Source organism: Variovorax davisae (assembly GCF_030316845.1).
Taxonomy (GTDB): Bacteria; Pseudomonadota; Gammaproteobacteria; order Burkholderiales; family Burkholderiaceae_C; genus Variovorax; species Variovorax davisae.
The window spans coordinates 1-1711 of the sequence record NZ_JASZYS010000038.1 but is presented as its reverse complement, the minus strand read 5'-3'; the positions used below and the strand labels follow the sequence as shown (position 1 = coordinate 1711).

The window sequence follows — 1711 nt, the reverse complement described above, 5'->3', positions numbered from 1 at the left end:
GGAGAAGGTCGAGGAAGGCAGCAAGCAGGTGGCGGAAGCCGGCAAGACGATGGAAGAGATCGTCGACAGCGTCAAGCGGGTGACCGACATCATGGGCGAGATCACGGCGGCAAGCCAGGAGCAGACCTCGGGGATCGAGCAGATCAACCAGGCGATCACGCAGATGGACCAGGTGACGCAGCAGAACGCGGCGCTGGTGGAAGAGGCCGCGGCCGCGGCCGGCTCCCTGCAGGAACAGGCATCGAGCCTGGTGCAGGCGGTCAGCGTGTTCAAGATGGCCAGCGACGGCGAGGCCGCGCGGGTGATCGCGCAGGCGAAGTCGAAGGCCAAGGCACAGCAGCCAGCCCGCAAGCCGGGCTCGGCCTCGGCGCCCGCGCCGGGTCTGAAGCGTCCGGCGGCGTCGTCGGCTCGCACCGAGCCGAAGCTGGCCTCGTCCGGCGACTGGACCGAGTTCTAACAGCCCGTGCGGCTTGAAGCCGCCACCCTAGGAGAAGGCATGCAGTGGTTTCAAAATCTTCGCGTCACCGTCAAGCTGGTCTTGAGTTTCCTCGTGGTCGCGGCGCTGGGCGCACTGGTGAGCGCGCTCGGCATCTTCCACATGGGGCGCATCAGCGCGTCGACCGAGAGGCTCTACACCCACGAGCTGAGCGCCCTGCAGGCCGTGCAGCAGGCCAACATCGCGCTGCTCTATGCCAGCCGCTCGCAGATGACGCTGCTGTCGGCCGCCACCCGCGGTGAGCGCAACACGGGATCCAACGCGATCCGCCAATCGCTCGAGGCCCTCGAGGCGCGCGCCGCCGAGGCCAAGCCGCTGTTCCTGGACAGCGAGGCGGGCACCAAGCTGTTCCGGCAGTACGAGTCCTTGATCGCGCCGCTGAAGCTGCGCATGACCGACTTCGTCACGCTGGTGGGCAAGCAGTCGCTCGACAGTTCGCAATTCGATGGCCGGGTCGGAGACGACAGCACGCAGTTGCTGAAGGACTCGCGCGCGCTCGAGGAAGTGCTGGAGGCCATGGTGGCCCATGCCAACACGCTCGCCAAGGCGAGCGCGGAGCGGGCGGCTGAAACCTTCCAGGGCTCGCGCTGGATGATGCTGGTGATCGCGGCCGTCGGCCTGCTGGCCAGCCTGGGCCTGGGCGCCGGGGTGGCCCGCTCGCTCGGGCGCCAACTGGGCGGGGAGCCGGCCTACGCCGCCGAGGTGGTCGGCCGCATCGCGGCCGGCGACCTGGCGGTCGAGGTGGACACCGGCTCGGCCCGGCCCGGCAGCCTGCTGCATTCGATCCGGCTGATGCAGATCGAACTGACCGAGGTGGTCGGCAAGATCAAGAGCTCCAGCGACACGATCGCGACGGCCTCCAACCAGATCGCGGCGGGCAACCAGGACCTGTCCTCGCGCACCGAGGAGCAGGCCAGCTCGCTGGAGGAAACCGCCGCCTCGATGGAAGAGCTGACCTCCACCGTCAAGCAGAACGCGGACAACGCGCGCCAGGCCAACCAGCTGGCGGCCTCGGCCTCTGAAGTGGCGGTGAAGGGCGGCCAGGTCGTGAGCCAGGTGGTGGACACGATGGCGTCGATCAACGCGTCGTCGAAGAAGATCGTGGACATCATCGGCGTGATCGACGGGATCGCCTTCCAGACCAACATCCTGGCGTTGAACGCGGCGGTGGAAGCCGCCCGGGCGGGCGAGCAGGGCCGGGGCTTCGCGGTGGTG

Annotated in this window: 2 protein-coding genes; both read left to right on the top strand. The window is 68.6% G+C overall.

The window, feature by feature from the left end; all coding sequences use genetic code 11:
- Positions 1 to 457, top strand: a 457-nt coding sequence (locus QTI33_RS35005) for a methyl-accepting chemotaxis protein (protein WP_286511339.1), incomplete at its 5' end; no start/stop codon positions are given.
- Between the two features lie 39 nt (positions 458 to 496).
- A partial coding sequence (locus QTI33_RS35000) for a methyl-accepting chemotaxis protein (RefSeq protein WP_286511337.1) occupies positions 497 to 1711 on the top strand: 1215 nt, incomplete at its 3' end.